This is a genomic window from Sphingopyxis sp. (genome assembly GCF_035250425.1).
Classification (GTDB): Bacteria; Pseudomonadota; Alphaproteobacteria; order Sphingomonadales; family Sphingomonadaceae; genus Sphingopyxis.
Genome location: NZ_DATFFD010000265.1, coordinates 1 through 7022, shown reverse-complemented (window position 1 = coordinate 7022; position 7022 = coordinate 1). Strand labels below are relative to the sequence as shown.

The following is a 7022-nucleotide window of genomic DNA, read 5'->3' as shown; positions in this document are numbered from 1 at the left end:
CGGCCTTCGACGAAGCGCGAGATCGCGCTGCCCGCGCTCTGCGTCGAGCGCGCGCAATCGATCGCCTCGCGGTCGAGTGGCAGCGTCGACGGATCGATCTGGACGACGTGCAGGCCGGGGCGCACGCCCTCGAAATGATAGCGGCCATCCGCGTCGGTGACGGTGTAGCTGCCATCCTGGAGCATCACGCGTACGCCCACGACACTGTCGGCCTTGCCCGGATCGACGCCGCAACCGCCATCGGTGATGCGGCCGATGATTGTCATCCGGTCGCCGAGCTGGTCGCGTTTGATCGAAATCGTGGCTTCGGCGACATTGCTTGTCGAACCGCGATTGTCGGTCGCGGTCGCGCGGTTGAGCGCATTGCCCGGCTGGGCCGATACGATGACTTCGGCGAGATAGGTGAGCAGCGCCGAACGCGATGCCGCGATGCCGGGCAGGGTGACAGTGAACTCGCGGCCATTGGCGGCGACGTCGGCGGTGACGCGGGCGCCATCGACCCGCACCGTATCGGCGCGCAGGCGCATCCCCGCAGGCAGGACGTCGCGGACGGTTACCGCGCCGGTGTAGCGCCGCGGGTCGCGGTTCGCGACTTCGATGCGGTATTGGATGACGTCGCCGGGCACCGCGACCTGCGTCGAGGTCGTCTTGCGCAGGACCAGCGGCAGTCCGGGCTGGTCGACGGGGATGTCGACGCGCACGGGCGCGGGACTGTTCAACGTGAAGGGGTTGCCATAGCTCGCGCCGGCGATCGTGAAGGGCTGGCCGTCGTCGGGTCGGCGGAGACCGGCGAGATCGGCGGCGCTGGATTTCGACGGCGCAGTATAGGGCGCGGGTGGCACCGCGATCAGGCGGTAGGTGCCCGGCGCAAGGAAGGGAAAGCGATAGTCGCCCGGCGGAAAATTGTACGTCGTGCCGCCCGCGTCGGTGACGCTCTGGCCAGTGACGACGCTCGAGGGATAGGCCGAGACGCCATCGTCGCCGAACACCTGCGCCGGCTGGCCGGTTGCGGCGTCGACGATCGTCACGCGGCTGCCCGCGACGGGGGCGCCGTCGCCGCTATCGAAGACGATGCCGAACGGATCGACGAGGAAGCTGATCGTCGCGAGCGCGACGAGGCTGGCGTTCGCCTGGTCGGTGACGCGCAACGTTAGCGGCGCGCCGGGGTTGACCGACAGGCGGCAATCGCCCGGTACGACGGCGGGCGGAACGCCGATCGTGTTGATGATGCCGACGAATTCGCCGCTGCTGTTCGCCGTCTCGGTCAGGGTGATCGCTTCGCGGTCGCCGTTTTCGAGTTCGAGGACGACGGGAAGGGTGTCACGCCCCTGCGGATCGGCATTCGCCGATGCGAGCGTGACCCCGACGACGAGGACTTCGCCGGCCCGGAAATTGTTGGTGGATTGCAGCGAGGCGGGAGCGGTCGAGATGCCCTCATAGACGCCGCCGAGGTCGACGGTGCTCGTCGCGCCACGCGCTGCGGGACGGTTACACTGCGTCGGCGCGAGTGCCACCGATTTGCCGCCGCCGCCGTTCGTCAGGCGATAGGTCGCGATCGCCGGCGGCGGCGCCGGCCGCGCTGTCACCGTCACGTCGACGCGGTTCGACAGCGCCTGACCGGGCTGCCCGTCGTGTGTCCACTGCGCCGAAGCCGTGTTCGTGATCACTTGCGCGCGCGCAGGGGGTGTCGCAGGCAGCATCGCTGCCGCGACCAGGGCGGTCACAAGGCCGGTCAATTTCGCGCGGAGTGCCATGACAGCCCCGAAGGGAGCAGCGGAGCCCGGCTTTCGCCGGAACGCCCGCTGCCCCGCCCGTTACCCGATCAGTTGACCGTAGCGCGGAAGACGAGCGTGCTTGCGGCGCCCGCTGCGATCGATGCGATCGTCCCCGACACGTTCGGCGCCGTGTAGCTGCCGCCCGCGGTGCCGTTGAAATCGCACGTCCCGCTGGTGACCGTGCCGCTCAGCAGGATCGTGCCCGCATTGAACGTCAACTGGCCCGGAACCGGGTCGTTGATCACCACCGATGTCGCCGCCGCGCCGCCGCTGTTGGCGACGGCGATGCAATATTCGACCACCGCCCCGGGGATCAGCTTCGGATTTGTCGTATTGTTGAACGGATCCGAAATGACGCGGCTGGTCTTGGTGACCGCCAGTGTCGCCGTCTGCACCGTATAGTCGTCGTTATCGCTATGCGAACCGTCGCGTGCGATATCGCCCGCCACGCCCGCGATGTCAGCAAAGACCGTGTCCTTGCCTGCGGTATTCGCGCCGGTGGTTTCGGTGATTGTCGCGCCTTGGGTGCTGGCAAGTCCGCCCTCGCGCGCGGTGGCACGCAGCGTCACGCCGGCGACCGCATTGTTGGCGAGGCCAGCCGGGATATCGGAGACGACGAACAGGCGAATCGCGGTGTCGACGACGAGCTCGTCGACATAAGCCGTGATGAGCGTGTCGCCTGCATCCCAGCTGCCGATCGTGCCCGTCACGGTGTTATCGCGATAGATGCGGACGTTGTTGGCGTTGAAGGTATCGGTGCCGCCGTGCGCGGCGGTCCCGCCCACGATCTGCGACGCGACGAGCGCGAAGTCGAGTATTTCGTTCGAGCTGTTGGTCAGCTGGAACGTCGTGACGGCATTCGTCTGTCCGGGCACGGCATTCGTGGTGACCGTGCCGACTTCTTCGACGAGCAGGTTGATCTTGCGGTCGACGGTGAAATTGTTCGACGCCGACTGCTGTCCCTGTGCGACGCCCCCGACCTGATAGTCGACGGTGGCTGTATTGGTGATCGTGGTGCCCGCGGTCGTTCCGGCGGCAAAGGCCGGCGTGGCGGCGACGCTCGAAAGCGCCGCCAGACCGATGACACCCATATACGTCAGCTTGCTGGTCATAGCTGAGCTCCTGGGCTTTATGCTGGTTGCCGTTTCCCCACCGCTGGCAACCGTTAAGCGGTTTTATTCCTTCGCTATTTGACAACTCCCCGAAACATGAGCTTGCCCGTGCCGCCGACCGGGATCGGCTTCGGGAAAGCCCAGCGGACGTGCGTGACGTCGGCCGGCTGTGCTGCGCGGCGCGAGCCGCCCTCCATCGGAACCGAAAGGTCGGCAAGCAGTCCCCACTGCTTGCCGCCGTCGACCGAAACGAACGGGCGCGTGTCGCCGGCGTCCGCAAAACGGACCGCCGACGGCATCGGGTTGGTGATCACGAACTTGTCCGCCGGCTGCGCGCCGGCGTTGCGATAATGGAGCACGAAGACGAGCCGGTCGCCGGGAACGACGACCTTCGGTTCTTCGAGCAGGATCTTCTGCTTGCCTTGTGCGTCGGTCGATACGCGTTCGACGAACACGGCATTGTCGAGCGCGACCTGGTTCGCGGCGAACGCCTGGCCCGGCGCGAGCATCGCGAGCAAAAGGAAAAGGACGGTGCGCATACGCATCTCCATCAATCGATCAGGGTCTGGAAGGTGACGGTGCGGGTCTGGCCGCCGGCGACGGTGCCGAGTGCGACGTTGATCCGCGTTCCGTTGTAATCGCCCGCATCGGCGTCGGCGGCGTCGGACAGCCCGCCGCCGCCGAGCGTGATCGAGCCGGGGACATAGCTGGTATCCGCGGGAATATTGTCGGTGATCGCAAGGCCGCCGACCGAACCGCTGCCCGCGACGGTGGCGACGATCGTATAAGTGATCGTCGCGCCCGGGATCGGGTCGGCGGTGCCGAGCGTGTTGGTGATGACCGCCGATTTGACGAGGGTGACGGTCGCCGCCGAGACGGCGAAGGCGCCCGCATCCTGCCCATCGGCGCCGGTCGAGCCGACGACGGCGTCGCCGCCGCCCTCACCCTGACCGGCAAAGCTGTCACCGGGATCGCCGGTGCCCGTCTTCGCTGCGGCGACGAGGCTGACAATGCCGCGATTGCCGTCGACCACCGTTCCGGGCGTCGTTGCGAGGACGAACGCGGTGATGCTCTGGTCGGGGGCCAGCGACGGATCGTTCGCGCCCGGCGTATAGAGCGTGTCGGTGCTGGCGTCGAAAAGGCCGTCGCCATTGTCGAGATAGATTTGCGTGACGGCGGGGTCGTAATTGTCGCCGCCCGCGTTGGCGATCGTCGTCAGTCCGAACGCTTCGACGCCATTGCCGTTGTTGGTGACCGCGAAGGTCAGCAGCTGACCCGTCGCACCCGGTGTCGTCGGAACGTCGGCGGGATTGCTCGAATCGACCGTGACGTCGAGCAGTTCGTCGACGAGCAGGTCGACGCGGTTCGAATCGACCGTCGTCGTGCCGCCGCCCGTGTCGAAGCTCGCGCTCGCGCTATTGCTGATGGTCGAGCCGGCGCGTGTGCCGGCGGCCTCGGCCTGTGCCGGCAGCGCGAACGCGGCCAGCACGGCAATGACTGAACAAGAGGGAAGAAGCCGATGCTTCGCGCCCCCCACAGGCGCTATCATCATCATTTTGACTCCGAATAGGTTGGTCCTTGGAGCCTTCAGTCGTCGATAAAGGGTAATTTCTGGTTAAAAAGCAGGTAGAATGACGTGTTTTGCTCCAAATGGGGACAAGGAAGGGCGCCGGTCGTCGCAAAACGGGGCGACTGGCGCGACACGCGAAGCGCGCGTAAGATGCCGCGATTGACGAGGAGAGCAGGGGTGGCGGAGGACAGGGGCAGCAAGGAAGGACGGCCGCTGCGCGTCAATCCGCTGCACCAGATCGAGATCGACGATTTCCGTCGCGACCGGCTTCTCGCCGCGCTCGCGCTGCTTTTTGGCGCCAGCTTCTGTCTCATACTGCCCTTCGCATTGCAGGCGGGCGCGGAATTCTTCCTGCCGCTTACCGCTGCGATCGTCATTGCGATCGCGCTCGTCCCGCTGCTCGAATGGCTGGAACGGCGCGGCTTGCCGTCGGCGCTCGCGGCTTTCTTCGCGCTTGCTGTCTTTCTGGCGATCATCAACGCCGCGCTCGCGATCATCGTCGTACCCGCCACCGGCTGGTTTGCGCGCATTCCTGAATCGATCCCGCGCATCCAGAGCAATCTGGCACCGCTCATCGACTTTTATTCGACGCTGCAACGCTTCGTCGATCGCACGCTGATGTCGGTGGCGAGCGGGACCGAGGCGACGGCGCAGGCGGTGGCGGCAACCGCGCCGACCTCGGTCGTCGACTATTTTATCTCGTCGGCGCCCTCGGCCGCGATCCAGCTCTTTTTCGCGGTGCTCGTGATCTTCTTCTTCCTGTCGGGCTGGACGCGGCTGCGCAAAGGCACGATCCGGCGGCGCGGCAGCTTCGATGGCGCGATGCAGACCGCGCGCGTGATCCAGAATGTCGTCGATGCGACCGCCGACTATCTGGCGACGATCACGATGATCAACGCGATTCTCGGCCTGACCGTCTCGCTCCTGCTCTGGGCGCTGGGAATGCCGTCGCCTTTCATGTGGGGCGGGATCGTCAGCATCTGCAATTTCGTGCCCTATCTGGGCCCGATCGTCGCCGCGGTGCTGCTCGGGCTGGGCGGGTTGATGACGTTCGACGCCGTCGGGCTGGCGCTGCTGCCCGCGCTGATCTTCATCGGTGTCCATCTGGTCGAGGCGAATCTGATCACGCCGCTGGTGCTCGGCAAGCGTCTGACGATCAATCCGCTGCTGATTCTCGTGTCGCTCAGCTTCTGGGGATGGGTGTGGGGGACGCCGGGCGCGCTGCTGGCGGTGCCGCTGCTGCTCATCCTGCAGACGGTGCTCGCATCGACCGGAACCCCCGATCTGGCGGGTTTCCTGTTCGAACATGGCACTTTGACGACGACCGACGAGATGCGCGATCGATTAAATCGCACGCATGAGGAAAGCGACGGTTGACAGGTCGGGGCGAGCGCCATATTGGCGCGGCTCCCAAGCACACGCGGGTGTAGCTCAGTTGGTTAGAGTGCCGGCCTGTCACGCCGGAGGTCGCGGGTTCGAGCCCCGTCACTCGCGCCATTCCTTCCATTTTCGGACGGAATGGCCACCGCGTCTTGGGACCATTCCTCACTGGAAATCGGGAAAAATGGCGCGGCGCTTCAGCCGCGCCATTTCCCCAATTCCATCCAGCGCAGCAGCGGCTTCAGCGGCAGGATCCAGACGATCCCCGCGGCGAGATAGAAGACCGCCTGCACCAGCACCGGCCAGGTGCCGACCCATGGTGACACGCTGACGACAATCCCCGTCCACACCGCGATCAGCGTCAGGATCAGGAACATGCCGGCGGGTTTACGCCAACTCGGCTGGGGATCGGCGGGTAGCTGGCTCACAAACGGTCTCCACAAAGGATGAATTCTTGTTCGGTCAGGATCGCGTCGAGCGCGATGTCGGTCGATTCGCGGGGAGCCGCGTCGATTTCTTGCACCGACCATCCGATCCCGATCCGCAGCACATCGGGGTGCGCGGCGAAATAGCGATCATAATGTCCGCCACCCTGACCGATCCGGCCGCCTTGCCGATCGAACCCGACGAGCGGGCAGAAGATGAGGTCGGGAGTTGCCAAGGGCGCATCGTCCGCGGGCTGCCGCGTGCCCCAAGGCCCCTTCACCAGCGCTTCGTCGGGCCGCCAATGACGAAAGTCCATTTCGGCGATCCGCCCGGCATGGTGGGGCAGGGCGAGCGCGCTCGCTTCCGCAAGGCCAGCGAACATCGGCAGGATATCGGGCTCGTCGTCCGACGCGGCATAGGCGCCAACGACGGCGTGATCGGCGAGAAGGTCGGACAGCGGCGCGGGCAGCGCGCGAAAGGCCGCAAGCTGCGCCATCCCGTCGAGATTCGCCGCGAAATGCTTGCGGCGAAAACGCAATTTCTCGCGCAATTTCTGCTTTTGATGGACCAGATTGGCGGACAAGTTGGTCATCGCCTCCTCTGGGACTTGCTGTGAACGGTTGGCGGGACCGCCGAGGTCGTTTGCTGGAAAGTCCTCTGACGCCAGTAACGTCAGGTGGGGACCATGTACGTCGGACCAGGGTCCGGGCAGGGACAGCCCCCTAGGATGATGTATCGCCTCAGGGATTTTCGCAAAAG

At 65.8% G+C, this 7022-nt stretch carries 6 protein-coding genes, 1 tRNA gene and 1 pseudogene; 2 read left to right on the top strand and 6 right to left on the bottom strand.

Translation table 11 applies throughout. The features are described from left to right. From VJ811_RS16035 to VJ811_RS16020, 4 genes and pseudogenes are all read right to left on the bottom strand, one after another. Window positions 1–1754: pseudogene (locus tag VJ811_RS16035) on the bottom strand (hypothetical protein); the annotation flags it as partial. A gap of 68 nt (window positions 1755–1822) precedes the next feature. After that, window positions 1823–2887 (bottom strand): hypothetical protein, encoded by a 1065-nt coding sequence (locus tag VJ811_RS16030; RefSeq protein WP_324074197.1) that lies wholly within the window; start codon window positions 2885–2887, stop codon window positions 1823–1825. Window positions 2888–2961: 74 nt separating this feature from the next. Further along, window positions 2962–3426 (bottom strand): hypothetical protein, encoded by a 465-nt coding sequence (locus VJ811_RS16025; protein WP_324074195.1) that lies wholly within the window; start codon window positions 3424–3426, stop codon window positions 2962–2964. Between the two features lie 11 nt (window positions 3427–3437). Further along, window positions 3438–4376 carry a hypothetical protein gene (locus VJ811_RS16020; protein ID WP_324074193.1) on the bottom strand — a complete coding sequence of 313 codons (939 nt, stop codon included), beginning with the start codon at window positions 4374–4376 and terminating at the stop codon, window positions 3438–3440. A 258-nt stretch (window positions 4377–4634) separates the two neighbouring features. Between VJ811_RS16020 and VJ811_RS16015 the strand changes: the two genes are divergently transcribed. After that, on the top strand, window positions 4635–5834 hold the full coding sequence (locus tag VJ811_RS16015) for an AI-2E family transporter (protein WP_414711963.1): 1200 nt from the start codon (window positions 4635–4637) through the stop codon (window positions 5832–5834). Window positions 5835–5877: 43 nt separating this feature from the next. Beyond that, window positions 5878–5954: transfer RNA gene (locus VJ811_RS16010), tRNA-Asp, on the top strand. Window positions 5955–6034: 80 nt separating this feature from the next. Here the strand turns inward: VJ811_RS16010 and VJ811_RS16005 are convergent. Both VJ811_RS16005 and VJ811_RS16000 read right to left on the bottom strand, forming a co-directional pair. After that, entirely contained in the window at window positions 6035–6265 is a 231-nt protein-coding gene (locus tag VJ811_RS16005) for a DUF2842 domain-containing protein (protein ID WP_324074189.1), read from the bottom strand. Then, window positions 6262–6855 carry a 5-formyltetrahydrofolate cyclo-ligase gene (locus VJ811_RS16000; protein WP_324074187.1) on the bottom strand — a complete coding sequence of 198 codons (594 nt, stop codon included), beginning with the start codon at window positions 6853–6855 and terminating at the stop codon, window positions 6262–6264. Before VJ811_RS16000 ends, VJ811_RS16005 begins: the two co-directional genes overlap by 4 nt. Between the last annotated feature and the right edge of the window lie 167 nt (window positions 6856–7022).

Coding starts and splice junctions, on each gene's coding strand:
- VJ811_RS16000 (WP_324074187.1), bottom strand. CDS start 6,855: ATGACCAACTTGTCCGCCAATCTGGTCCATCAAAAGCAGAAATTGCGC.
- VJ811_RS16025 (WP_324074195.1), bottom strand. CDS start 3,426: ATGCGCACCGTCCTTTTCCTTTTGCTCGCGATGCTCGCGCCGGGCCAG.
- VJ811_RS16030 (WP_324074197.1), bottom strand. CDS start 2,887: ATGACCAGCAAGCTGACGTATATGGGTGTCATCGGTCTGGCGGCGCTT.